The organism is Methylotuvimicrobium buryatense 5G (assembly GCF_000341735.1).
Taxonomy (GTDB): domain Bacteria; phylum Pseudomonadota; class Gammaproteobacteria; order Methylococcales; family Methylomonadaceae; genus Methylotuvimicrobium; species Methylotuvimicrobium buryatense.
Genome location: NZ_KB455575.1, coordinates 2118633 through 2144401, shown reverse-complemented (window position 1 = coordinate 2144401; position 25769 = coordinate 2118633). Strand labels below are relative to the sequence as shown.

Annotated in this window: 13 protein-coding genes; 4 read left to right on the top strand and 9 right to left on the bottom strand. The window is 50.1% G+C overall.

All coding sequences use genetic code 11. The annotated features are described in order from the left end of the window. The first annotated feature begins 17 nt into the window (after nt 1-17). Nucleotides 18-1001 (top strand): N-acetylmuramidase domain-containing protein, encoded by a 984-nt coding sequence (locus tag METBU_RS0109500; protein WP_138767101.1) that lies wholly within the window; start codon nt 18-20, stop codon nt 999-1001. Between the two features lie 765 nt (nt 1002-1766). Here the strand turns inward: METBU_RS0109500 and METBU_RS0109495 are convergent. Further along, a complete protein-coding gene (locus METBU_RS0109495) occupies nt 1767-2405 on the bottom strand; it encodes a PEP-CTERM sorting domain-containing protein (RefSeq protein ID WP_017840396.1) in 639 nt (212 codons plus the stop codon). A gap of 404 nt (nt 2406-2809) precedes the next feature. Between METBU_RS0109495 and METBU_RS28045 the strand changes: the two genes are divergently transcribed. Next, the gene (locus METBU_RS28045; RefSeq protein WP_186005679.1) at nt 2810-3130 is read left to right on the top strand and encodes a hypothetical protein; all 321 of its coding nucleotides are present in this window, start codon (nt 2810-2812) and stop codon (nt 3128-3130) included. A 410-nt stretch (nt 3131-3540) separates the two neighbouring features. Here METBU_RS28045 and METBU_RS0109485 read toward each other — a convergent pair whose 3' ends face one another. From METBU_RS0109485 to METBU_RS0109475, 3 genes are read right to left on the bottom strand one after another with little or no spacing between them, the layout of a single operon-like run. Beyond that, nucleotides 3541-4638 carry an efflux RND transporter periplasmic adaptor subunit gene (locus tag METBU_RS0109485; protein WP_017840395.1) on the bottom strand — a complete coding sequence of 366 codons (1098 nt, stop codon included), beginning with the start codon at nt 4636-4638 and terminating at the stop codon, nt 3541-3543. Beyond that, nucleotides 4635-7907 carry an efflux RND transporter permease subunit gene (locus METBU_RS0109480; RefSeq protein ID WP_040575313.1) on the bottom strand — a complete coding sequence of 1091 codons (3273 nt, stop codon included), beginning with the start codon at nt 7905-7907 and terminating at the stop codon, nt 4635-4637. Before METBU_RS0109480 ends, METBU_RS0109485 begins: the two co-directional genes overlap by 4 nt. Nucleotides 7908-7966: 59 nt before the next feature. Further along, nucleotides 7967-9232 carry a hypothetical protein gene (locus tag METBU_RS0109475; protein ID WP_026130119.1) on the bottom strand — a complete coding sequence of 422 codons (1266 nt, stop codon included), beginning with the start codon at nt 9230-9232 and terminating at the stop codon, nt 7967-7969. A gap of 238 nt (nt 9233-9470) precedes the next feature. Between METBU_RS0109475 and METBU_RS0109470 the strand changes: the two genes are divergently transcribed. Then, on the top strand, nt 9471-10817 hold the full coding sequence (locus METBU_RS0109470; protein ID WP_017840392.1) for a TolC family outer membrane protein: 1347 nt from the start codon (nt 9471-9473) through the stop codon (nt 10815-10817). A 299-nt stretch (nt 10818-11116) separates the two neighbouring features. Then, the gene (gene pta / locus METBU_RS0109465) at nt 11117-13231 is read left to right on the top strand and encodes a phosphate acetyltransferase (RefSeq protein ID WP_017840391.1); all 2115 of its coding nucleotides are present in this window, start codon (nt 11117-11119) and stop codon (nt 13229-13231) included. A 43-nt stretch (nt 13232-13274) separates the two neighbouring features. Here the strand turns inward: pta and METBU_RS0109460 are convergent, their stop codons facing one another. The 5 genes from METBU_RS0109460 to METBU_RS0109435 all read right to left on the bottom strand — a co-directional run bounded on the left by METBU_RS0109460 (nt 13275) and on the right by METBU_RS0109435 (nt 25415). Then, nucleotides 13275-14255 (bottom strand): L-threonylcarbamoyladenylate synthase, encoded by a 981-nt coding sequence (locus METBU_RS0109460; RefSeq protein ID WP_017840390.1) that lies wholly within the window; start codon nt 14253-14255, stop codon nt 13275-13277. 4 nt (nt 14256-14259) lie between these two features. Further along, nucleotides 14260-16086 carry a sodium-extruding oxaloacetate decarboxylase subunit alpha gene (gene oadA / locus METBU_RS0109455; RefSeq protein WP_017840389.1) on the bottom strand — a complete coding sequence of 609 codons (1827 nt, stop codon included), beginning with the start codon at nt 16084-16086 and terminating at the stop codon, nt 14260-14262. A gap of 49 nt (nt 16087-16135) precedes the next feature. Next, a complete protein-coding gene (locus METBU_RS0109450) occupies nt 16136-17554 on the bottom strand; it encodes an acetyl-CoA carboxylase biotin carboxylase subunit (RefSeq protein ID WP_017840388.1) in 1419 nt (472 codons plus the stop codon). 801 nt (nt 17555-18355) lie between these two features. Then, nucleotides 18356-23056 carry an EAL domain-containing protein gene (locus tag METBU_RS25270; RefSeq protein WP_017840387.1) on the bottom strand — a complete coding sequence of 1567 codons (4701 nt, stop codon included), beginning with the start codon at nt 23054-23056 and terminating at the stop codon, nt 18356-18358. A 700-nt stretch (nt 23057-23756) separates the two neighbouring features. Further along, on the bottom strand, nt 23757-25415 hold the full coding sequence (locus METBU_RS0109435) for a glutamine--tRNA ligase/YqeY domain fusion protein (protein ID WP_017840385.1): 1659 nt from the start codon (nt 25413-25415) through the stop codon (nt 23757-23759). Between the last annotated feature and the right edge of the window lie 354 nt (nt 25416-25769).

Genomic DNA, 25769 nt, shown 5'->3' with positions numbered 1-25769 from the left:
TTTTGGAGTTTGATGCTATGACTATAACGACCTTAATGAATGATGCGCGAATCGAAAAGATTATCGCAGATGCAAATGATCATGACGACCAATGGCGATACGATCTACAGCGTTTTTTGAACGGCGATGCTTCGTTGACGCGAACATCGGCCGGCGAAAGCGGTATCAAGGCGATTCAGCGCTTGCTGATTTTCTTGGGTTATTCGACGACATCGACCGGCGCCTTTTCGATCGATGGCGATTTCGGCCGCGGCACCAATCGTGCGGTAGCACAGTTTCAGTTCGAGCACGATTTGAATCCGGCGATTAGCCGAAAAACGATATGCTACGAGTGTCAGTGGAATACCGCGCGATCCTTAATTACAGTCATACCGGATGCCAAATTGACTTTGACTACATTGGAAAAAATGCTCAAAGCCATGCTAGATAGGATTGACGCCGGACATATCATGACCGGGCGGTTCGATGATGCGATCTTTCATTTGAATGCATTGCATAAAAGGCGTTTTTTGGATTGCCGGGGCATTCTCGGTCGCTATGGAGAAATGGCGCAACAGGCTTCGAAACAAGTCGAGCAAGAAAAAGGCGTTACAGTCCGCCCCGAATGGATTTTAGCGATCATTCGTCAAGAAACCGCCGGCGTCATAAGACCGAGATTCGAACAGCATTATTTGTCGCGTTTGAACAAACAGCATCCCGACGTGCCGCTGGAAGAACTACGCATGCAATCGATGAGTCTCGGATTGGGGCAGATCATGGGAGCTAATTTCAAAATGGTCGGAGCGAAATCGGCGACGGAGCTTTTTACCGCGCCGGCCGAACAACAGGTGGCTTTTGTCGCGCGATTCCTAACCGGCAGAAAAGACGCGGTTAAAAAAGCAAAGCCTGAAGAGGCTGATTTTCGGAGTGTCGCCAGATATTACAACGGACCGAAATACGAAGCCCATCATTATCATGAGCAACTAGCCCGCTGGTACCGGGAGTTTAAGGCTTTAATGTAATAAACCGAATACTCATAATCCTACCTGATTAGCAAGTTTCTTCAGCTAAAGCCCAAAAACCAGCATGTCCCTAGCAGGACGGGGTTTGCAACCCCGTCCTAAACGTTTTGACTTTGGCCGAAGTCAGCCGAAATGTTTAGGGCAAACCGAAACGTTGGGGACGGGTTAAATAACCCGTCCCGCAGAAGTGGCTACGACTCGCCACTGCTCGGACAATTAGCTTCAGCAAGCTGAAGCATCTTGCTAATCAGGTAATCCTATAAAGAGCAGTTGGGAGCCACAAACTAACCGCTCACCTTGATTCCTTCGGCAGCGCTCAGGGGTGTCCTGTAGAAGGCTGAAGGGTAGTTTGAGGCTTCACTATGCCGGCGAAAGTGTTGTAGACCATTCATGCTTCATAATCCGTTATTGCGGTCACAGAGTATTTGTCAAGGTAAATTTATGGGCTACTCACTTAACGCGGGACAGTTTAAGGTTAATCCTCATAAGCGCAAACTTAGTGCCTATTCTATGGTGCGTTTATGGCTTTATTCGACATATCGGTATGGGTTGTCGATATCCATGTTGCATGGATATGGTGCTACGCATTGCCATCCTTGGCCCTGGATTCCGCCAATCCCTGGCGGAATGACGAGTTCCTTCCTTAAGTTGGCGCTTATGCCCTGGCGCCACCCCTGTTTCCGTTTTTACTGTAGATTAAAGCGACAGTGAGCAATTGCTGCTCGAGCATCAATCTAGAAGCTGGATATTGAAACAGGCCTCCCGTCAAGCAGCTATTTGATTAGCCGAGCGACGACGGCTTCTGGCCACTAGACCGGTCAAGCCTATCGCCAATAACGCCAGGCTGCCAGGTTCTGGGACGGAGGTTAGAGGGATCGCCGGTGAAGCCAGCGTACCGCTTGCCGATACTGAATCTCCGGTTTTCGTGAAACTCCATCGGAGGCTGGTATCGGTATTATCACATGAGTTTCCTCCCGTTGCACACCCTCCAACCTGAGTACCTACCTGGTTGCCTGGATAATATATTCCTCTAGTGAAGACATTCAGAAAGTCGGCGCTCTGAGAAATGATAGCCAGCTCAGTTGCCGTATAGGAGCCTTGTAAGGTTGCATCACCGACAATATTCCATGACGAAATATCAGAGAGGTTTAATGGTCCGGCCAGCGAAAAAACGGTTCCAGTGACAAAATCACTGTAATCGCCTGTATTGATACCGTAGACAGGCAAAACAATCGTTATGAACCCCGGGTTGCTTAAATCGGTTCCCGTGATGGTTGCACCCGATGTGCCGATAGACGAACTACCATCGATACCAACTAGTGCGGCTTGTGAATGAATGCTGAACAAACTGCCGCCTAATATCAGTGCGGTAACAGCCAATGTGTTCTTAATGTTTTGTTTCATGTAATAACTCCTTACAAATTAAATGGAATCGCCAAAACCCGCGCAGGCTTTGCCGAGGTTTTTCTGGACATTGCCTTCCTCTTCCATTTTCTGGCTGTCCATTATTTTGCCAAAGGCTTCCTTAACGTTGCTTTTGGCTTTTCCAACAAGGCCTTATGCTTGATTCTTATTCATAAACCCCTCGGGAATTATGAGTTTTACCAAAACAGCGTGGAATGTGCTCCCAACGCTTAGCGCACACCATACGCTTAGAAACGGACACGCTCTGTACGCCAACACACATAGATTAGGATATAGAAGATATACCCGTCGTAGATCAAAATTCTGCGCCGGCGTGTCCGCTAAAGGACGCCGTGAATACGTCCATGTAGGCTCTATGCCAGCACCATACTGGCAAAGCCTTTATGAGCGCCATGGATGGCGTGAATGTCGATTTTGCAGGAGCGAAAATCGACCGGACACCCAGGCGCTTCCTCAGCAGCAATTCCCAATTTGGAGATCAAAAAGGGTGTGGGGTATTATGCTTGGCGAGGATGTCGGCAGCAGGGCAGATTTTTGCTCCTGCAAAATCTGCATTCACGCCATCCTTGGCGCTTGCAGATTTTTGCTCCTCGGCAATTGCTCCTGCATTGCCCTACTACACGCCATCCTTGGCGCTCGAGCTGCCGCCAAGCCCCCATGGATGGGTTTACGGCGTTCCTCGACAGGCATACCCCACACCCTAAAATCGGCGAAACTGCTCAAACTGGGAATTGCTGGCCTCCTCAGGCACTGCCGAAATTTGAAGTGCGAAAGGTATAATCATTTTTGGGGAATGGGATCAGGGCGGATGGGGTCGCCTAAGTAGCGGCGAGCAAGACTGCGAATCTCGGAGGGTGAAAGCTCATAAGCGCGCCAACTTAGTGCCTACTCTATGGTGCGTTTATGGCTTTATTCGTCATATCGGTATGGGTTGTCGATATCCATGTTGCATGGAAGTGGCGCTAGGCATTGCCATCCTTGGCCCTGGATTCCGCCAATCCCTGGCGGAATGACGGGTTTTCCTTAACTTAGTGGAAGTGACGCAGAGTGTAGGAACGATGAATAATCGGGAAGTTTTTTGTTACGAAAGCTTTAGGAGAAACAATGACCCGGTTCAAGCGCCTTCAGCCAATGCGCGTTTCGGTGGAACCAATTGCTCGCCGCCGGATAAACCGGACACGACTTTGATTTGGCCGTCCGGCAAGGTGCGGCCTAGGCGGACGAAACGGCGCTCGATTTGGCCGTTGTTTAGTATCCAGACGACATCGAGTTGGCCGGCTTGATGCACATAGTCTTGCGGAATCGAAAGCAATCGCTCTTCGCCTTGCGGAATGCGGATTCGGACAAACAGGCCGGGGTACAAGCCGGGGCGGCTGTCGATGCGCATTTTGATTAAAAAGTTTCGTGCGCCGGGGTTGGCGGCCGGGACGATTTCTTCGATGACCGCAGGTAAGGTCAGTTTCAATGCTTCAATACTGATTTCGAGTGACTGTCCGGTTTGTAGGCCGATTGCGACCGATTCGCGGATAAAGGCTTCGACGCGAAGCGCCGCCGGATCGTAAAGCGTCAGCAGTTTTTTGCCCGGATAGGCGACTTCGCCAGGCTCGGCGTGCCTGTCGATGACTCGGGCCGGAAAAGTGGCCCTGATTTTACTGAAATCCTGAATGGAGCTGGTTTCTTGTAGCTGTGATCCGGCCGCCGCGCGTTGCGATTTGAGGCTTTCATAGTCGCTCTTGGCCGCATCTAGAGCCGCTTGAGTTGCGCTTTCCTGTGCAAATAGTTTTCGGGTACGCAGATAATGCGACTCGGCGCCGGCCAGGCGCGCGTTCAGCGCATTAATGTTTTGTCTCGCCTGCGCGGTTCGGGCGGCAATGGCTTCATCGTCGAGCGTAATCAATAAATCGCCCGGCTTGACGCTATCGCCCGATTTGACATGAATCGTTTTGATGCGTGCTTGAACTTGGGCGCTGATATCACCGGACTGCTTCGATTCCAGCGTGCCGGTGGCCTTTTCGAAGACCGGCACCGTCACTCTTTCGACCGTTAGACTAGGGCCTTGATAAGCCGGGCTGCTTGCTAAGATTTCGGGTTTGATTTTGCTTTGAAAGGCGCCGGCCATCCACAGAATCATCAATAACAAGATCAGTAGGGTAACACCTGATAGAGCCAGCGTCTTTAGATTATTCGATAAAGTTATATTGTGGCTAGTCATGTTGTGGCGTTCTCGCTTTTGGCATAGATCAAATAATAAACGGCAGGTATCACGAACAACGTAAACAATGTCGAGGCGATGATGCCGAAGATAATCGCTATCGCCAAGCCGCTGAATACTGGGTCGAGCACGATAACTAGGTTACCGAGTAAGGTAGTTCCGGCGGTCAATAATATTGGGCGCATTCTGATGTTGCCGGCTTGCCGTAAGGCGTCCTTCAATCCCAGTCCTTCGTTTCTGGCTTGTGTGATGAATTCGACCAAAATCAACGAGTTTCTGACTACAATGCCGGCCAGAGCGATCATGCCGATCATCGCGGTTGCGGTGAATAGGACCGGGTCGGGACTGCCGTTGATAAAACGTTCTCCGAATTGATTCAACATCCAGAAGCCGGGCATGATGCCGATCACGGTCAGCGGAATCGACGACATGATGATCAGCGACAATGTGGTCGAGGCGGTCTGTATCCGCAATACGAAAAAGATACCGACCAGCGCGAAAGCGAAGGCGATGCCCATGTCGCGGAATACGTCGACCGTGATTTTCCATTCGCCTTCGCCGCCCCAACCGATCGTGATGTCGTCGGGCAATTGCCAGGGAATGCCGCCGCCGGAATTTAGAAACGTGCGGCTATTCCAATTCGGAGCCGAGGTTTTCGAACCGTTCAAATCGGCATTGATATCCGCGATCACTTCGGCGGGCGTGCGGCCTTCCAATTCGGCCATGACATAGACGACCGGTTTTAAATCTTTGTGATAAATCGATTTATCGGTTTCGGATTCGACGAAGGAGCCCAGTTCGGCCAGCATCAAGGCTTCGGCGGCCGGATTTCTATCGGGCTTGATCGGTAATACGCCCAGATCGCGCCGGCTACTGCGAGCGCTTTGCGCAAGCCTGAGTTTAATCGGGACAGGGCGGACTTCCCGTTCGAGATGGAAATAGCCGGGAATATGGCCTCGATTCGCAAGGCCTAAGTTCATTGCGAGGTTTTCGGTGGAAATTCCGGCCAGCGCGGCTTTTTCCTTATCGGTTTCGAAACGCCAACGCGGTTGACTGTCTTCAACACTCGAATCGATATCGACGACAAAGGGTTCCTTCGCCATTCTATTCATGACGACTTGAGCGGCCTGGCGTTGTCGTTCGTAAGGCGTCAGTGTGCCGCCGTAAATTTCCGCGACCAGTGTGCTGATGACCGGCGGGCCGGGCGGAACTTCGACGACCTTGATCGAAATGCCGTCGGCATTGAGCGGCGCCAGCAAGGCTCTAAGTCTTAATAACACGGCATGCGATTGATGTTCGCGTTCTTCCTTCGGTGCCAAGGTCAAGCGGATGTCGGCCAAATGCGGCGCGATGCGGTAATCGTATTGTCGGACCAAGCCGTTGAAGTCGATCGGCGACGGGGTGCCGACGAAAGCTGCGATCGCATTGACTTCCGGCAGTCGTGCCGCAATTGCGGCGGCCGAACGAGTAACGGCCGCGGTGTGTTCGAGCGTGCTTCCCTCCGGCATGTCGACGATGATCTGCATTTCGTTCTTATTGTCGAAAGGCAGTAATTTTAAAGGTACTAGGCGCAATACCGGCAGTAGTGCAGTCAAAACGAACAAGACCAGCATCGCGATGATGACGATCCAAGCCGACTTGCGATTGGCGATGCACGGTTCGATCAGTTTTTCATAGCGGCTAGGTCCGGTTGTCGTTTCAAGATCGTCTTCGGCCGGTTTCAAAGCCTTGCCGGCTAGCCACGGCGTTACGATGAAGGCCGTGACTGTCGATAGAATGACCGCTACCGGCACGTTGAATGCCATCGGCGCCATATAAGGCCCCATCATGCCGGTAATGAAGGCCAGCGGAATGAAGGCCAGAATGATCGTGATCGTCGACATCAGCAGCGCCGGGCGGATTTCGGCGATCGCCGCGACGATACGTTCATTCAAGCTACCTTGGCCAAGACGCATATAGCGTTCGACATTGTCGACGCCGGTGATCGGATCGTCGACCAGCAGCCCGAGCGACAGGATCAGAGCGAATAAGGTCACGCGGTTGATCGTATAGCCGAAAAACATATCCAGCGCCAAGGTTGCGCCGTAACAGACCGGAATCGCCAAGCCGACCACGAGGGCAGGGCGCCAGCCAAGAAAGATACCGATGAATAACACCACCGTAACCACAGCAAACGCCAGGCTCGTGGTCAGGTTATTGACTTTTTCATCGGCGGTTTGGCCGTAATCGCGCAAAACTTCGATGCCAATTTCGGGCGGCAGCAATTCTTGTTGCAACTGCGCCAATTTACGATGCACATTCTCGGCGACCGCGACCGCATTGGCGCCGCGTTTTTTTGCGACCGCGATCGTGATCATCGGGTAATCGTCCTTGAAATCGGCGGATAAGGGGTGCCCGTCGGCAAACTGAATCCAGCTGTAATGATCCGGTTCTTCCGGGCCGTCGGTGATTTCGGCGACATCGCGCAAATAAATCGGAATGCCGTCGACGATATTGACGACCAGTGCGCTCAATTGCTCGGTCGTCCTGATGAAATCGCCCGCTTGCAATTGAATCGAACGATTATTAACCGAGACGAGTCCGGCATTATGCAGTTGATTGGCTTGTCGAATGGCGCTTGCGATTTCTATAGCCGTGGTTTTTCGGGCGGCCATGCTTTGCGGATTGAGCATGACATTTACCGTCCGTGCACGCCCGCCGACCACGTTGATTTGATTAGTGTCGGCGATCTGCTGCAATTGCACGGTGATTTCATCGGCAAAGCGGCGCAATTCATAGTCGCTGTACAAGTCCGGCGCCCGGCTCCAAAGCGAAGCCAATACGATCGGAACGTCGTCGACTTCGACCGGTTTGACTTGCCATTCGGTTACCGCTGCCGGAATTTGATCCTGATTCGAATAGAGTTTGTTATAGGTATTCAGTAAGGCATCTTCTCGGTCCTCGCCGACAAAAAAGCGTAAAGTTACGATAGCTTGACCATTGCTCGAGCGGGAATAAACGTGTTCGACACCGGTAATTTGAGTCAGCAGTTTTTCCAAGCGCAAGGTAATCTGCTTTTCGACTTGTCCTGCGGACAGGCCTGGCGCGGCAACGATGACATTGGCCATCGGCACGACGATTTGCGGTTCTTCCTCGCGCGGCGTAAATGTCAGCGCAATCGCGCCGAGCGCCAAAGACAGAGTAAAAAAGAATACCGGCAGGCCGCCCTGCAGCGCGTAAGCGACAAGGCGGTCTAGTGGGTGATTGAAGGATGTGGAAGAAGTGGTCAATTTATTTTAATATTAGTGGGCTCTAATATAGTGATTTATAGCATAGCTGGCATAGTCTTTCAATCGATTGTTTCGGTCCAACTGCAACGCTTTTTGACCAGCTTGGAAGTATTGGCGTTGCCGATGCCTTTGGCGATCATTGCGATTACCCGTTTGTCGGTGGTGTAGCCGATATGGGCGTCGAGCGGATTGGCAAATTTCCCCAAGCCGAAAGCATCGAATATTTTTGCGACATTGATGTTAATGTTGGTGACTTCAGCGCACAGTCTCGAGTCGATGAATCTATCGACAAAATTCTGCTGTATCGCATAGCTCAATAAATCGTTCGGGTCGCTGAAGGCGATAATCGGTGTTTCGCTCAGAATTCTTTTATCATAATGTTCGCCTTCGGGACTGCAAAAGGCACTCTGTTGGCCCGTGATTTCCGGTAATTGCCGCCCCATCTGCAGCATCGGAAGTTGATTCGACATCATGTATATCGGAATGATTTTTTGTTGCAGGGCTTTTACCAATTCTTTCGGGCGGTCGAGTTCCGGCCTGAAACTGCTATCGCTGAAAAAGCGGGCAAGCCGTTGCAATCCATCGATTGTGATTCGGCTGCCGAGACTATGTGATACGACCGCGTATTGGTCGTTTTTTAAATTTTCAACCGCCGCTAAATCGTCGAAAGTACAGCTTTTTGCCTGCTGGTCGGGTAAATCGTCCCATAGGCCTTTAGTCATCCAGCAAAACGATTGGGTAAATGAAATCAAAATATCTTCTCGGCTATCGCCGAGATAGATAATCGGATCGGGTCCGGTATCGTTGGAAAAACGTTTCAATACATCGTTGACCTCGGCGCGGCGAAAGGAGTACTCGCCGGAGTTGTCATAGGCCAGAATCGATTTTTGTTGAGCGGTGATTTCGGACCAAGTGAGCTCGTAAAACAACAGTTCTTGATCTCGCTCCTTATTCAATAAGCGATGAATTCTCAAATTGCCGAGTTTTTTCGATTCGTCCAAAGGATCACGCAAAAAAATATCTTTGTTACGTTTAGCTCTGACAGTTAAGTTCAGCGATTTGGCAAGCTTTTCGAGAAATTGCGTTGAATAGCCCGGCAGTCTATCGCCGACACCATGGACTATCAGCACTTTCATTTTGCCGATCGGATTTTTTAGATGCGGTTTGATACCTTCAAAAGGACTGCCGGTAACTTCGCATAATCGGGTATCGGCGGCTTCTTGTTTTTGGAAATAAGCTTCGGCGATGCCTCGTCCGAAACTGGCGCAACCGCTGGAAAGTATACTGAAAATGACGATAATGAGAAGGTGTTCGATTTTTTTCATGGCAACAGGTTTAAAGAACATTAATAAAAAATATAAAACAAAATTTTACTTTAAATGAGCTATTTAAACTTCTAATTTTACTTTTATTATTGGTTACGGATAATTCCTATAATCAGTCGTTGAGAAAATAAAATAGTAACGAAATTTTTTAGGGTGTAGGTGTTAGAATTAACACCTACTGTGTTCCAGGATGGAGACATGGGTCGAATTAATATGTTTAAACCGGGTTCATCCATAAATGAATAGTAGCAAGCTTTATTTTTTTAAAAGCGCCGTCGTAGGGCTATTTGCTTTACTTATTCAAAGTCAGTCCTTTGCGCAAGATCTTGTTGAGGTTTATACGCAAGCACTTGAAAACGATCCGATATTAAAGCAAGCGCTTGCACGGCAGTATGCCAACGCGGAATCCAAGGATCAAGGAATTGCTCGTTTGTTGCCCAGTCTTTCGGCTACCGGGGCTAGTAGCCGGGAATGGCTTCACAACAAAAAAGCCGGTGCCGGTTTCGATTTTCGAGGTCCGCAGACTAATCAAGAGTTTTGGAATAACACTTTTAGCCTTAATTTTGTGCAGCCGGTTTTTCATTGGGATCACTGGATTCAATTAAGCCAGTCGGATAATCAAATTGCTCAGACCGAAGCCGAATATTTAGCGGAACTACAGAACTTAATGGTCAAAATCACCGAGGCTTATTTCAACGTGTTGTCTGCGCAGGACGGTCTAGACTTTGCGGTTGCCGAAAAAAATGCGATTGCTCGTCAACTGGAACAAGCTCAGCAGCGTTTCGAAGTCGGTTTGATTGCGATCACCGATGTTTATGAAGCGAAGGCTGCTCATGACTTAGCCTTAGCTAATGAAATCGAAGCGGATAATAACCTCGATAATCAAAAGGAAGCTTTGCGTGAAATCATCGGCGAATTTGACGAGGAGCTTAGTCCCATAGGAAAAGAGTTGCCGTTGATTGTCCCTGAGCCCAATGAAATGAAGGCATGGAGCGATGCGGCGCTAAACGGCAACTTTTCTATCATTTCGGCATTCAATCAGGCAGAGTTTGCCAGGAAGGCCGTCGATTTGCAAAACAGCGGTCATCTGCCGCAATTAGATATCGTCGGTTCCTATGGCGTGTCGGATAATACCAGTACTTTCGGTTTTCGCGGCGACACGCAAAGCATCGGTTTGCAATTGAATGTGCCGCTATTCGAAGGCGGTGCGGTGAATTCGCGTACCCGGCAAGCAAGGCAAGAGTTTGAGGCGGCCAAACAAAATCTGATCGCGGCAAAGCGCGCCGTGATACGTCAGGTGAACAATGCCTACCGAGGCGTGAATGCCAGTATCAGTCGCGTCGGCGCATTGCAATCGGCCGTTAAGTCGGCGGAGAGTGCGTTGGAAGCAACCGAGGCCGGTTTAGATGTCGGTACTCGAACCATGGTGGAAATATTAGCCGAACAAAGAAACCTTTATCGTGCAAAACGAGATCATGCGCGCTCCCGTTACGATTATCTGATCAACAGTATTCGCCTGAAACAAGCAGCCAGCAGTCTGAGCGAAAATGATTTGGAATATATTAACTCGCTACTGTCGCATTAGTCTTATGATAAACCCGGGCATGGCAGAGCCCAAAAAATACAATTGCTTGCAAAATATGGCAAAACGATAACGCCTTGTATGAGTTGCTGAAGTCACTACAAAGCTCATAGTTTCAGGAAGTATGTTTTTATTGCGAAACCCTAAAGACTATTGACATCATTCAGCCTCTTTCATCATTCCTACCGCCCCTGCTTGGGATGCATACCGGTCTTGCCTCGACAAACCAAGGTATGGGTTCCCACGGAGGACCGTGGGAACCAGAAATAATTCTTTCTCCATAATTGATTCTTTAAACAAAAATGTCCCAAGTTTCTAAAAATATTTATATAACCGGTGCCGAGCAGGGCAGCGGTAAATCGGTGATCATGTTGGCCATGATCGAAATGTTTTCCGGACTTGCCCAAAAGATCGGTTTTTTTCGGCCTATTATTCATGCAGGAGAGGAAAAGGACGACTTGATTGAACTGGTAACCTATCGTTATCAGCTCGAGTGGCCGTACGAATCGATGTACGGATGCACCGATGAGGAAGCTCGGCGCCTATTGGCTCATGATCGTTATGACGATTTAATAAAACTGATTCTCGCTAAATACCGAAGCTTAAAAATTCAATCGGATCATGTGATTTGTGTCGGTTCCGATTATAAAAGCGGCGAGTCGATTTTTGAGTTCGATTTTAATGCCGATGTCGCGAACAATTTAGATTGTCTGTTGATGCCAATTATTCAAGGAGGCAATCGATCCAATGAACAAATAATCGATGCTTTGGCCGGGCTCCGACATGATATTCAGGAAAAAAATGCTGTCCTGTTGGCAACGGTGATCAACAGTGTTCCGGCGGCTCAGGTTGGCGAACTTAGAGACCAATTCGGACACGATCCGCAATCCAACTTTCCTGTTTATGTCGTACCCTCCGAACCGTCACTGGAAAAGCCCAGTATGGGCGATATTGCCAGGTCGTTGAATGCAAAGTTTTTATCGCATGATTTCGAAACGCTCAACCTTGAAGTTTATAACTACAAGGTTGCGGCGATGTTAGTTTCGGATTTTCTCGACTACATTGAGAAAGGCGATTTGATCATTACGCCCGGGGATCGTTCGGATATCATTCTGGCTTGTTTGATGGCTTATCATTCGAAAAGTTATCCGCAAATTGCCGGTTTATTGCTGACCGGAGAGCAAGAGCCCGCGCCGCAGGTGCAATATTTAATCGAAGGATTGGGTGCTTTGCCGTTTGCTGTTTTAGGCGTCGCCACCGACACCTTCACGACAGCGATGAATGTTACTCGAGTGCATGCGCGTTTAAATTCCAATAACGAACGCAAGATCGCCACGGCCTTGAGTTTGGTCGAAGACAATATCAACATGCAGGAGCTGCAGCAGCGCCTGTTTACGCGCAAAACGCCGCGCGTGACGCCGATCATGTTCGAATATGAAATTTTGCAGCGCGCCAAAGCCAATCCGCAACACATTGTATTGCCGGAAGGCGGGGAAGAACGCATTTTAAGAGCGGCCGAAATTCTTTTCCTTAGGGGAGCCGTCAAGTTGACGCTGCTAGGTAATGAAGAAACGATCAAGCAAAAAATCGCTGCGATGGCTTTGCAATTAGAAGACATCGAGATTATCGATCCGATGACTTCCGAACTGCGTCAGAAATTTGCCGAAACTTATTTCGAGTTACGCAAGCATAAGGGCGTTCATTACGAATTGGCGTTTGATCTTATGACAGATGTCAGTTTTTTCGGGACGATGATGGTACACCATAATCTTGCCGACGGAATGGTTTCCGGGTCAATACATACGACCCAGCATACGATCAGGCCGGCCTTTGAAATCATCAAAACCAAACCGGGAACATCGATCGTCTCTAGCGTTTTTTTCATGTGCTTGGAAGACCGGGTGCTGGTTTATGGGGATTGCGCGGTCAATCCGAATCCTAATTCCAGACAATTAGCCGATATTGCGATTAGTTCCGCGCAAACCGCGAGTATGTTCAATATCACGCCACGCGTTGCGATGCTTTCTTATTCAACCGGCGAGTCCGGAAAAGGCGAGGCGGTCGATAAGGTTAGGTCGGCAGTCGAATTGGCTAAACGATTGAAACCGGAATTGAAACTGGAAGGGCCGATTCAATACGATGCGGCGATCGATAGCCGTGTTGCCAAGACCAAAATGCCGGACAGCGAGGTGGCAGGGCAAGCGAACGTATTTATTTTTCCCGATCTAAATACCGGCAACAATACTTATAAAGCAGTTCAGCGCTCGTCCGGAGCGATTGCCATCGGGCCTATTTTGCAAGGCTTGAATAAACCGGTCAACGATTTAAGCCGAGGCTGTACCGTAAACGATATCGTCAATACCGTTGTGATAACAGCGATCCAGGCCCAAGAAACTGAACGAAAACCAGGGGCTTAGAATTACTGCCATTAAGGACTTTTCCGTAGCAGTGTGGCCAAGACTAAAATGCCGCAGCCGCTTTTTTCAAACGGTCGTTGATTGCATGCCATTCATTGGATTCTGGGGGTTGTTCGACCAGAATGACGTCCAATCCTAGGCGATCCAGTTCGCGTAGGGCTGCGTACAAACCTTGTGCATAAGCTTCGGCAGTTTCAGGTAAATGAATGATAGTCATCGATAAGTTCGGTTCGAAGCGAAATGCCAGTAAACCGATTTTATTTCCTTGTTCGGACAATTGCCTAATCGTTTCGTTAAGTTGCTCGGAAGGGCACAAACGAGTCGGGGTTGTTGGCGCGTAATGCACGGCCATTTGTCCGGGCGCACGGGGCGTATCGTTGCTCGTAGTGCTTATCACGGTCAATTCGCATTGCAGTTCCTGTTCGATTTCGGCTTTAGTGATGCTGCCGGGCCTTAACAGCAAGGGGCTTGCTCCGCTTAAATCGATGATGGTCGATTCGACGCCGACTCGGCAAGGTCCGCCGTCCAAAATCAAATCGACCAATCCGTCAAGTTCTTCGGCGACATGCGAGGCTTGCGTTGGGCTGACGCGCTTGAATCGATTGGCTGAAGGTGCGGCAATGCCGCCGCCGAATGCTCGCAAGAGTCGCAAGGCAACCGGGTTATCGGGAATTCTCAGGCCTACCGTGTCTTGTCCGCCGGTGACTGTATTCGGCACTTCGGGACGTTTCTTCAAGATTAAGGTTAGCGGTCCCGGCCAGAAGCGTTTCGCCAGGCATTGAGCCGTTGCCGGCACCGTGCTTGCCCAGTCCGATAACTGGGCGGGGTTTGCGATATGAACGATCAGAGGATGATCGGCCGGACGGCCTTTGGCCTTGAATATGCCGGTTACGGCCTCGGCATTGCCGGCGTCGGCGCCGAGACCGTAAACCGTTTCGGTTGGGAAGGCGACTAAACGGCCTTGATTCAACAATTCAACCGCTTTAGCGATTGCGGCATCGTCGGCAAAAACCGTTTCAGTCATTTTCTTATGCGGCCTCGATTTCTACCAACACTTCATCCGGATTGGCCGGTTCGCCTTTGACGACATGCACGGCTTTTACGGTACCCGAGATCGGTGCGGTGATTTCCGTTTCCATCTTCATCGCCTCGGTAATCAAAACAGCTTGACCGGCTGTGACTGATTGGCCGACTTTAACCAAGACTTCGAGAATGTTACAAGGCATGCTGACTGTGACATCGCCTTCCGAGGATGGCCTGCGGCGTTTACTTGAAATCGTGCTTTTTACCGCACCCTGCGTGCCGCCGTCCAGGACGATTTCGTCGAGTGTTTCCACGACGATTTCTTCCGGCACGCCGTCGACCATGAAATAGAAATGGCGAAGACTTTGGTTTTTGGGTCCGGCACCGGTCACTTTGACATGATAGGCTTCGCCGTGGAGCGCGACATTGAATTCGGTCGGCGCTTTTTGCACGGCATCGGTTGCCTGAGTTTCAATTTCCAACGGTTCGGGAACCAAATTGTCGTTCGAACGCTGCTCGAGAAACTGTTTGCCGACTTCCGGGAACATCGCATAGCTGAGCACGTCCTCGTCATTCAACGCCAAATGGCCGATTTCGGTACGTAAATGCTCGAACTCGGGCTTGAGTAAGTCGGCCGGTCGGCAGTCGATCGGCTCTTCCTTGCCGATGGCTCTATTTTGTAGGTTCTCGTTGACCGGGGCCGGTGCCTTGCCATAGCCGCCTTGCAGGTAACGTTTGACCTCGTTGGTGATCGTTTCATAGCGTTTACCGGTCAATACGTTCAATACGGCTTGCGTGCCAACAATTTGCGATGTCGGCGTGACCAGCGGCGGATAGCCCAGATCTTTACGAACTTCGGGAATTTCTTTGTAAACTTCCTGGATTCGGTCCAGTGCATTGCGTTCGCGCAATTGGTTCGCGAGATTCGAGATCATGCCTCCCGGCACCTGAAAGACGTGTACGCGTGTGTCGATACCGGTGAATTCGCTCTCGAAGCGGCGGTATTTCTTGCGCACTTCGGCGAAGTAGTTGTTGACGGTTTGCAGTTTGTCGAGGTCGAGACCGGTATCGTAATCGGTGCCTTTCAACGCCGTGACCAGGCTTTCGGTAGGCGGATGGCTCGTGCCGCCGGACCAGGACGACAGTGCGGTGTCGATGTGCTCGCAGCCGGCTTCGACGGCTTTGATTTGACACATTTCGGCGAGTCCGGAAGTGGCGTGTGTGTGTAGATGCAACGGTAAGTCGATCGTGTCTTTCAGTGCTTTGACCAGTTCCGAAGCTGCGTAGGGCGTTAGCAAGCCGGCCATGTCCTTGATCGCGATCGAGTCGCAGCCCATCAAGGACAACTCCTTGGCTAATGTCACGAAACTGTTTACATCATGCACGGGACTGGTCGTGTAACATAGCGTCCCCTGTGCATGTTTACCGGTCGCCTTGGCGGCTTCTATGGCGGTTTGCAGATTGCGTACGTCGTTCAACGCATCGAAAATGCGAAAGACGTCCATTCCGTTCGCGGCGGCTCGTTCGATGAAGGCCTTAACGACATCGTCCGAATAGTGGCGGTAACCGAGCAGATTTTGCCCCCTTAGCAGCATTTGCAGGCGCGTGTTCGGTAGCGCGGCTTTCAGTTTATTGAGACGTTCCCACGGGTCTTCTTTTAGGAATCTCAGGCATGCGTCGAAAGTCGCGCCGCCCCAACATTCGAGCGACCAGTAGCCGATATTGTCGAGCATTTCACATGCAGGGAGCATGTCTTCGGTGCGTAGTCGTGTCGCGATCAGCGATTGGTGGGCGTCGCGCAATATCACATCGGTAATATGAACTTTTGGCATTTTGTATCCTATTGAATCTTGTCGGCAGTCGGTTTTTTGAATCAGGAAATCACAAGCCGGTATGTGAGGCCATCGCCGCAGCGATGACACTCGCGAGCACTTCGGGGCGCGGCTTGTTAGAATAATTGACGAGTTCGCCGTGCTGTTCGACGAAACCGGTATTGAAACAGGCCGTGCGGAACTCGGGGTGTTTCAGGATCTGTAGATAATACGGAATCGTCGTTTTAATGCCGAATAAGCCCATGTCTTTGAGCGCTCGCTCACCGCGTTGAATCGCGTCCTCCCAAGTCAGCGCATTAACGATGACCTTCGCGACCATCGAATCGTAATACGGCGGAATTTCGTAGCCGGTGTAAATCGCGGTGTCGGTGCGTACGCCCGGCCCGCCCGGCGCGTAATAACGTGTAATCTTGCCGAAGCTCGGTAGAAAACTGTTCTTCGGGTCTTCGGCATTGACGCGAAACTGGATGGCATAACCGCGACGAACGATTTCGTGCTGTTTAAAACGCAACGGCAAACCGGCTGCGATACGGATTTGCTCCTCGACGATATCGACGCCGGTCACGGTTTCGGTGATCGTGTGTTCGACCTGAACGCGCGTATTCATTTCCATGAAATAAAAGCGGTCGTTATCGTCGAGCAGAAATTCGACGGTACCGGCATTGGTATAGCCGACCGATTTTGCCGCGATCACGGCTAAGCCGCCGATGTACTGGCGTTGCGCTTCGTCGAGTTGCGGCGACGGCGCAATTTCGATCAGTTTTTGATTGCGGCGCTGAATCGAGCAATCGCGTTCGTAGAGGTGTATCGCATTGCCGTGGTGATCGGCCAGTACTTGTACTTCGATATGCTTCGGGTTAACAATACATTTTTCAAGAAACACGTCGGCGCTGCCGAAGGCTTTGGTAGCCTCTGAGATTACGCGGCTGTAATTGCGCTGCAGTTCTTCGGCATTGTCGCAGCGACGTATGCCACGGCCGCCGCCGCCGGAAGTCGCTTTCAGCATAATCGGATAACCGATTGATTCGGCCATCTCTAATGCCTCTTCAACCGATTCGAGATTGCCGCTCGAGCCAGGAGTGACCGGAATGCCGGCTGCAACCATCGCTTTGCGTGCTTCGGTTTTATCGCCCATACGATGTATGACTTCCGCATCGGGACCGATGAAGATCAAGCCTCGTTCCTTGCAGGCTTTCGCGAATAAGGCATTTTCGGACAAAAAGCCGTAGCCCGGGTGAATGGCATCGCAGCCTGTCGCTGCCGCCAGATTCACCAAAGCATAAATATTGAGATAACCGGACATCGGTTCGCTGCCGATACAATAGGATTCGTCGGCTTTTTTAACGTGAAGGGCGAAGCGGTCGGCTTCCGAATAAATAGCGACGGAGCGAATGCCCATTTCGGCGCAGGCGCGAATGATGCGTACGGCGATTTCGCCGCGGTTGGCAATCAGTATTTTACGTAACATAGGTTAGACGTACCCCGAAATTAGGATGGGAATTGATGGCTGGAAAAGGATTTTACAGGAATATGCAGGCTTATATACCCATCGTAGATCAAAATTCGGCACCGGGGGGTGACCGTCGAAGGACTCTGTGAACCCAGCACCTAATTATCTAAGGCTATTAACCATGGTCAATGGCTATGCAATTTAGGTGCTGAGTGAATACTTCCATGTAGGCTCTATGCCAGCATCCATGCTGGTCTCTCACCTAGCATTAAGTGAGGGACCGATCACTCCGGCGCTAAGCATCGCCGAAATTTTAATTGCGAAAGGTATATCTTAAAGAAATTTATCGAAATATTTAAGTAATTATTATATCAGGTTGTAAAACGCAATAAAGTCATACTTCTATGACATTAAGTTTCGGCGCCTCCAAATGCTCGTGCCGAAATATGCGATCGGTATAGATCAGAGATTTATTTATACCTATCGTAGATCAAAATTCGGCACCGGGGCGCCCGCCAATGGGCGCTGCCGAAATTTGAAGTGCGAAAGGTATACCCGCATCGGAATTTGACAGGTAAAGGGCATGTGCTTGAATGACTTATCTTGCGGCAATATCCAATTGGGAGATCAAAAAGGGTGTGGGTATGCTTGGCGAGAATGTCGGCAGCGGGACAGATTTTTGCTCTTGCACAATCTGCATTCACGCCATCCTTGGCGCTTAGCTGCCGCCAAGCCCTCATGGATGGGTTTACGGCGTTTCTCGACAGGCATACCCCACACCCTAAAGTCGGCGAAACTGCTCAAACTGGGAATTGCTGCTTATCTAGTTTGACCGATGTATAAATCATTGCTGCGCAGTCGTTCGGCGAACTCGTTTGCCGGTAGCGGTTTGCTGAAATAATAGCCTTGAATTTGATCGCATTGATTATGGAGTAAAAATTCCAATTGATCGCGTGTTTCTACGCCCTCGGCGATGGTTTTGAAACCCAGGCTTTTGGCCATGCCGATGATGGCACTGACGATTGCTTCGTCTTCCGGGTCGCGGCCCAGCTCGCGTACGAACGATTGATCGATTTTAAGCTTGTCTATTTGGAAACGTTTGAGATAAGCGAGCGACGAATAACCGGTTCCGAAATCGTCGATCGAAAGTGAGATGCCGAGCTGATGAAATCGACGGAGTAGGCTGATCGTGCGTTCGGAATTGTCCATTGCTATACCCTCGGTTAATTCGAGTTCCAGCATTGCCGGGTCGAGCCGATTCATCTGTAATAGTTGGGCGACTGTTTCATAGAGTGACGCTTGTTGAAATTGCAGTCCCGACAGATTAACAGAAACAGGAACGACGGGCAGGCCTTCAGCCTGCCACGAGACGATTTGGCGAATTGCGGTTTTTAGCACCCAGTCGTCTATTTTCAAGATCAAGCCGCTTTCTTCGGCGATAGGGATAAACTGTCCCGGTGGAATCATGCCTTTTTCGGGATGTTGCCAGCGAACCAATGCTTCGCAACCGATAATCGTCGAAGTTTTCGCATCTACCTGCGGTTGATAATAGAGCAGCAGTTCATTTCGCTCAAGGGCTAGATGCAGTTCATTTTCGATTTGTAATAACCGGTTGGCTTGTTCGTGCAATTGTCGTGTAAAAAATTGAAAATTATTGCGACCGGTCCCCTTGGCGCGGAATAAGGCGGCGTCGGCGGCTTGCGACAACTGTTCGAAATTGTTTCCGTCTTGGGGGAATTCGGCAATGCCGATACTGGCCGTCAGTGTCAAACGATGATCTTCGATAACAAACGGTTGGGCGATCAGTTGTAGAATGGTTTGAGCGACGTGGGCGACGCTTTCGGTATCGGTGTTCGGCATCAATAAAATGAACTCATCGCCGCCTTGTCGGCATAACGTATCGTTAGGATGTAAATGATCGACCAGTCGAGCGGTAATTTCCACCAGTAACCGGTCGCCGATAGTGGGGCCTAGCGAATCGTTAATGATTTTGAAGCGGTCGAGATCGATAAACATCAATGCAATGCGGGCATTCGCTCGTTTGGCGCCGGTTATTGCTAGTTCGGTTCTATCGCGGAGCAGACTACGGTTAGGTAATTGAGTCAATATGTCGAAATGACTCAGAAATTGGATGCGCTCCTCGGCCGCTTTGTGTTCGGTCAGGTCGCTCATGATGCCGATATGATGAGTGATTCGGCCTTGCGGATTACGAATCACAGTGATCGAAAGCCACTGTGGATACAGATCGCCATTTTTGCGGCGATTGATGACTTCGCCTTGCCAATGTCCGCGTTGATGGATTTCCTGCCAGATGTTTTCGTAGAATGACTTATCTTGTAAACCTGACGAGATCAGACGGGGATTCTTGCCGAGCGCTTCCTCTTCTGTGTATCCGCTGAGTTCGATATAGGTGGGATTAGCCGAAATAATGTTGTTTTCGGCGTCGGTGATGATGATGCCTTCTTGGCTGGATTGAAAGACTTGTGCATGGAGCCGTAATTGTTGTTCCGCATTGATGCGCGCAGTAACGTCGTGGGCAAGAATGATTTCGGCATTGCGGTTTTCGAATGTTAGCGTGTGGCCGGTTATCTCGGCCCAGATTAGGGAGCCGTCCTTCTTGCGATGTCTCCAAATGGATGCTTCGTTGTATTGATCCATGGTTAGAGCGGTTTGCCGGATATTCTCGTATAGTTCCTCGAGGTCTTCGACAGGGCGAATGTCCGCTATCGTCATGCTTAGAAATTCTTCTCGGCTATAACCGTACTGTATAACTGCTGCATCATTGACGGCAAGGAATGCCAAACTGTCGAGATCGTAGACCCACATCGGCAAAGGATTGGCCGCAAAAAGTTGACGATAGCGCGCTTCGCTATCCCGTAAAGCGTTTTCGGCAATTTTGCGTTCTGTGGTGTCTTGAAGGGTACCGATAATGCGCAGTGGTTCGCCGTTTTCTTTGGTTTCGAGTTCGCCTGTTCCGAATATCCAGCGGCATCTGCCTTTTATCGGACGTGTTCTGAATTCGATGCCTTCGGGCTGTTTTCCGGCTAAGCAGTCCGCTATCCAGGTTTGCATCGTTTCGATATCGGCGGGATTCAGCAGGTGAAGAAAGTAATCGAGGGTGAACGGGTCTTTTCCCGAAGAAAGACCAAATAACCGATAGGATTCTTCGGTCCAAATGACTCGATTGTTCGGTATCTCGATAACCCAACTGCCGACATGAGCGATAGCTTGCGACTCGGCTAGCAGACGTGCTTGTTCATGAGCCCTCTCTTCAGCCTGTTTTTGTTCGGTGATGTCTAGCCAGGTGCCGATGATTTCCAAAGGTTGTCCGGTATTATCCCGATGTAGGATCGATTGATCGTGAATCCAACAATAATGACCGTCGGCATGCAAGAATCGGTATTGGTAATTAATTCTGCCTTGTTTCAGTAAGCGCTGCTGGGCTTGTAATGCGAGTTGTCGATCATTCGGATGAACATGAGTGATCCAGAATCCGGGTGCGTGCCATTCTTCAAGTGGATAGCCGGTCATGTTCCGCGCGGTTACGCTGATAAAATCGATCACGAAATCGTTCTCATCAAGAGATTGTGCTTTTAGCGCATAAATGATGGCCGGGTTCACATCGATGATATGTGTAATGTGCTGATAATAGCTAGACAATTCTTGTTGTAGTTTTAGCCGCTGATTTTCTCGGTCGACATTGTCCAGAGCAAAGCCGATGTCGATGGCGATTTCATTGAGCAAACTCACGACTTCATCATCAAAGGCGCCCCGTTGGTCGTGGTAAACCGTCAGTATCGCAAAGGCTTCGCCGTTACGTTGAATAGGGAATGCGGCACCCGAAGCCCAGCCGAATCGTTTGGCCCTATCCTGCCAGTATTGAGTCATCGGATCATTGATATAGTCACTAACTATGATAGCGCGGTTTTCACGTAAGGCCGTGCCCGTGGGGCCGCGGCCTTCAGGAATTGAAGGGTCGGAAGATAATGTCAGATCTTTAAGATATTCTATTCCCTCGCCGAATGCGGCGACGGATTTGATTCGGGAGTCCATTCTGTCGAGTTGACCTACCCAGGCAAGCGCCATGCCGCCACGCTCAACCGCACATCGACAGGCTAATTGGAATAAATCGACCTGGTTTCCCGTGCGCACGATGGCTTGATTAATTTCGCTAAGTGCTTGGTAGAGCTGTGTCAAGCGTTCGATGCGTTGCTCGGCCTTTTTGCGTTCTGTCAAGTCGCGTAAGATCGCGAAACAATGCCGGGCATCAAGTTTGTGAACACAGACCTCAGCTGTAAACTCGGAGCCGTCCTTACGCAGACAAGTCCATTCTTCAGCATGCGCCGTATCGGACATGATTTTATCGGCGCAGGGAGTCGATTTCGGCAATTCATCGTGAGTCAGGATGTCTTGTAACTGCAGGTGCAACAGTTCTTCATGGCGATAACCCAGCAGTCTTAATGCGGAAGGGTTGGCGTCGATGAAGCCATGGTCGGCTCGGCGCATCACCAGTAAGCCGTCGCTCGATTGATCGAAGAGTTGCCGGTAACGCTGTTTAGTGCTTTTGTGGTTTTTGGCAAGTTGCCAAGTTAGTATGCCGAGTAACAGTGTCAGCGCTATACCGGTCTTAGCGATCAATGCAGGGTTATGTTGGGCGATGCCGGCTTCGAAAGCCGGAGTGGTGCGCATTAGCAAGGTCCATTGCCGACCTGCGATATTGATTTGACGTCGTGTTTCCAGTCTGCGGTTGCCGGATAGCCGATCCGCGGCTAAGTCACTCGAGTGATATATCCGCGTCTGATTCGATAGGGGCTCTCCGTCATGAATTTCGAGTTCGATAGTCGGGTTGAGTTCTTCGCGTAATCCGACCATCAGATCGTTGATACGAAAAGGGACGTCGACCCAGGCCGAAATGGCCGATTGCCGGTCGCTTATCGAATCGAGTTTATAGATAGGTAAATACATCACAAAGGCGTATGTATCGGTTTTATCGTCATCTTGTACGAGAATAACTCTTGAAGTCATGATGACTTCGCCGGTGTCGCGCGACCGTTGCAAGGCTTCTCGTGCGGCGGGCACGGTGTAGGCATCGAATCCCAAGGCTTTCCGGTTTTCTGCTGTCGAGGGTTCGAGACGGGTAATGGGGGCGTATTGTTCTCGATCGCCACCCGGTTTGATTTGGTAGTTCGGTATGTTTTGTTGCCGAATTTCGGCGATATGCCGGTTTTTGTCGGCATGCGCGACAGGTATCACCAGTCCTACTGCCTGAATGCCGGGCAAGTTTTTGTGGATTTGCAGCGCGCTCACATAGTCGCGGAATTCCTCTAAAGTGACGTCGTCCGAACCCTCAAAAAAGCCTTTGACCCCTTTCATGAGGACTATATAGATATCGATCCTGTTGCCGATAATTTGGGTAATTTGATTTGCCGATAATTCGAAGGCGGTGCCTAGACTATCCGAGTTCTCCTCGCGTGCGTGTTGCCAAAAAAAAGCGGTAGTGCCGACTCCGATAATAAGCATTAGGCCGGTCAGTAATTGAGGCGCCCATCGACGAAGGCTAGTACCGAAGGGGGTTTGATTGAAGTCAAGGGGCATACAGTCAGTGGGGTGATGATGGGATTTATCCCATTTGATAGTCAAATTTCGGCGCTGGGGTACCCGTCAAAGAACGACGTGAATGCTCAGCATTCATGACGTCAGGACCTTTGCGAACACCCAGGCGCTTCCATGCGCTAATGCTGACATTTGAATTTCGATAGAGCAGTATAGCAGCGATTATTAATTTGGAATTTATTTAAATTCAAGATGTTAAAAAGTATGCGTTTGATCTTATTCAACCTCAAAATGCGCTTTTTTGAAAGCAATGATTTATGTGGCTTGCGGCTTTTATACCTTTCGCACTTCAAATTTCGGCAGTGCCCGCCGACGCCTGTCGGTCGAGCAACCGCACCCTCTCCGGAACCGGCATTTTCTCTGACGAGCTCCGTATATCGAAAAATTAGATAAAGAGTCTATATCTACGAACTTTCACAGTAAAAAGAGCAGTTGACATGTGTTGTAGACCGTTCGTGCTGAGCTAAGTCGAAGCATGAAGGGTCTACAACACTTTCACCGTCGTGGTGAAGCCTCAAACTACCGTTGACCCTTCGACGGGCTCAGGGCGAACGGTAGTTTGAGGCTCTCAACTGCTCTTTTTAGGTTCAACGGTTGAACTAGGTATTTATTTTCCCCAGGTATCTCGTAGCGTAACGGTTCGGTTGAAGACCGGCTTGCCGGGAGTGCTGTCTATCGCATCAAGGCAGAAATAACCCATGCGTTCAAATTGGAAACGGCTTTCAGGCGGCGCATCGGTAAGGCTCGACTCGACGCGCGATTCGGTTAGTATTTCCAGCGAATCCGGATTCAAAGCGTCCAGAAAGTTATCGAGCGAATCGGGATTCGGCTGGCTGAATAGCCTATCGTACAAGCGTATTTCAGCAGGTACGGAATGGCGTTCGCTGACCCAATGAATCACGCCCTTGACTTTACGACCTTCCGGATTTTTACCTAATGTGTCCGGATCGTAACTGCAATGCAGCTCTATGATTGATCCGTTTTCGTCTTTGACGATGCGGTCGCACCGGATCACGTAGGCGCCGCGTAGACGAACTTCGCCGCCTTCGACTAGGCGTTTGTACTTAGGCGGCGGATTTTCGGCGAAATCGTCCTGTTCGATATATAAAACCTTGCTGAACTCGACTTTACGCGTTCCGAGTTCCGGTTTTTGCGGATGATTGCCGAGCTCGAGCGCTTCGACTTTGTCGTCCGGATAGTTATCGATGATCAGCTTCAACGGGCTTAGCACCGCCATCGCGCGCGGGGCATTTTCATTCAAATCTTCGCGGATACAGTTTTCCAGAACGGCCATTTCAATCCACGAATCTTTTTTGGTGATGCCGATGCGTTCGCAAAAGTCGCGGATCGCGGCCGGCGTCACGCCCGCGCGGCGCAGGCCGGCGAGCGTCGGCATGCGCGGATCGTCCCAGCCGCCGACATGTTTTTCGATGACCAGTTGATTCAGTTTACGCTTACTGACGATGCTGTATTCGAGTTGCAGTCGCGCGAATTCGATTTGCTGCGGATGGCAGGGAATCGTAATGTTGTCGAGTACCCAGTCATAGAGCGGTCGATGGTCTTCGAATTCGAGCGTGCACAGCGAATGCGTGATGCCTTCGATCGCGTCGGAAATACAATGCGTATAGTCGTACATCGGATAAACGCACCATTGGTTGCCGGTGCGGTGATGATGTACGCGGCGAATTCGGTAAATGACCGGGTCGCGCATGTTGATGTTCGGCGAAGCCATGTCGATCTTCGCCCGCAAGACGTATTGCCCGTCGGCAAATTCGCCAGCGCGCATGCGCGTGAACAAGTCCAAGTTTTCTTCGATAGGTCGGTTGCGGTCCGGGCTTTCCTTGCCGGGTTCGGTCAGCGTGCCCCGATGCTGACGCATTTGTTCGGGTGTCGAGCTATCGACATAGGCCAAGCCTTTTTGAATCAACTCGACGGCGTAATCGTAAAGCTGTTCGAAATAATCGGAGGCATGGCGAAGTTCGTGCCATTGAAAGCCTAGCCAACTCACGTCGCGTTCGATCGCTTCCATGTATTCGACGCTTTCTTTTTCGGGATTCGTATCGTCGAAACGAAGGTTGCAGGTGCCCTGATACTCACCCGCGATGCCGAAATTCAAGCAAATCGATTTGGCATGACCGATGTGCAAATAGCCGTTCGGTTCCGGAGGAAACCGCGTGGCGACTTTGCCGTCGTTTTTGTTTTGTTTCAGATCGCTATTAATGATCTGGCGAATGAAATTGGAAGGCAGCGTTTCGTTTGTTGACATGAGTCGGTCAATGAATGATGGAAAACGTTAATACCGGTAAGAAATTATCTACTGGTGCCCGGTCGAAAATATAAAAATACAAAGATCACAAGGGATGAAATGCCCGGCAATACTACTGCAATTCGCGATATCCGTAAAGCAGCGACCTATCGAGATGTTTTTAATGTCTGCTTATCCGGTTAAGGAGCGATGGCGGGATTCTTAATGACGAAATCCGGACACTTAAAGATGATCTGAAAATGTTGCGAATTGATTAAATAATACAAATATAAGCGATAGAGGAAGGTATTCGATTGCTCGGCACTGAATTCATCTTGTCTATTTTTTCGACAGTGTAAATTTATTGGACGTTCA

Bases quoted from the DNA above. Each gene is read 5' to 3' on its own strand.
- METBU_RS0109500 (WP_138767101.1), top strand. From the start codon at position 18: ATGACTATAACGACCTTAATGAATGATGCGCGAATCGAAAAGATTATC.
- METBU_RS0109495 (WP_017840396.1), bottom strand. From the start codon at position 2,405: ATGAAACAAAACATTAAGAACACATTGGCTGTTACCGCACTGATATTA.
- METBU_RS28045 (WP_186005679.1), top strand. From the start codon at position 2,810: ATGAGCGCCATGGATGGCGTGAATGTCGATTTTGCAGGAGCGAAAATC.
- METBU_RS0109485 (WP_017840395.1), bottom strand. From the start codon at position 4,638: ATGACTAGCCACAATATAACTTTATCGAATAATCTAAAGACGCTGGCT.
- METBU_RS0109475 (WP_026130119.1), bottom strand. From the start codon at position 9,232: ATGAAAAAAATCGAACACCTTCTCATTATCGTCATTTTCAGTATACTT.
- METBU_RS0109470 (WP_017840392.1), top strand. From the start codon at position 9,471: ATGAATAGTAGCAAGCTTTATTTTTTTAAAAGCGCCGTCGTAGGGCTA.
- pta (WP_017840391.1), top strand. From the start codon at position 11,117: ATGTCCCAAGTTTCTAAAAATATTTATATAACCGGTGCCGAGCAGGGC.
- METBU_RS0109460 (WP_017840390.1), bottom strand. From the start codon at position 14,255: ATGACTGAAACGGTTTTTGCCGACGATGCCGCAATCGCTAAAGCGGTT.
- oadA (WP_017840389.1), bottom strand. From the start codon at position 16,086: ATGCCAAAAGTTCATATTACCGATGTGATATTGCGCGACGCCCACCAA.
- METBU_RS0109450 (WP_017840388.1), bottom strand. From the start codon at position 17,554: ATGTTACGTAAAATACTGATTGCCAACCGCGGCGAAATCGCCGTACGC.
- METBU_RS25270 (WP_017840387.1), bottom strand. From the start codon at position 23,056: ATGCTTATTATCGGAGTCGGCACTACCGCTTTTTTTTGGCAACACGCA.
- METBU_RS0109435 (WP_017840385.1), bottom strand. From the start codon at position 25,415: ATGTCAACAAACGAAACGCTGCCTTCCAATTTCATTCGCCAGATCATT.